This is a genomic window from Paucilactobacillus vaccinostercus DSM 20634, assembly GCF_001436295.1.
Classification (GTDB): domain Bacteria; phylum Bacillota; class Bacilli; order Lactobacillales; family Lactobacillaceae; genus Paucilactobacillus; species Paucilactobacillus vaccinostercus.
Window position 1 is genome coordinate 1 of the sequence record NZ_AYYY01000034.1, and the last position, 449, is coordinate 449.

General features: G+C 37.4%; 2 protein-coding genes. Both read right to left on the reverse strand.

What is annotated here, in order from left to right; translation table 11 throughout:
* The coding region (gene tnpB / locus FC26_RS07740) for an IS66 family insertion sequence element accessory protein TnpB (protein ID WP_157061122.1) at nt 1-212 on the reverse strand (212 nt) is incomplete at its 3' end.
* Nucleotides 202-384 carry a hypothetical protein gene (locus FC26_RS07745; protein ID WP_057779393.1) on the reverse strand — a complete coding sequence of 61 codons (183 nt, stop codon included), beginning with the start codon at nt 382-384 and terminating at the stop codon, nt 202-204. The genes tnpB and FC26_RS07745, both read right to left, overlap by 11 nt.
* Between the last annotated feature and the right edge of the window lie 65 nt (nt 385-449).

Sequence of the window (449 nt, forward strand, 5' to 3'; positions counted from 1 at the left end):
CGCTTATAAAGTAACAGAAATCCATCGCCATCCCAAAGTAGTGCTTTAAACCGATCTTTTCGTGTGCCACAAAACATAAATAGCGATTTACTGTATGGATCAAGACTATACTGCTGGCTGACAACGTTAGCCAATCCGTCAATTCCACGTCGCAAATCGGTCTTACCACATACTAAATAAATACCGTGAAGTTGTTTCATATCAATGATCATTCCTAAACACCGCCTTTAATAATGCATCCAGAATGTAGTTATTGATTCGGTTGTAGACGAGAACAGTCTTATTTTCACCTAACTTCATTTGAAAAGCTTTACTGGCAGTAGCGGCCTGATAATTTTTTGGTTGATCCAATTTCACTTGGACAATTTCTTGGTCATTATTCAAAAAAATCACCTCATCATATTTGATAAAGTGATTCTATCGCACTGAAGTGCGTAATTATAGCCGGT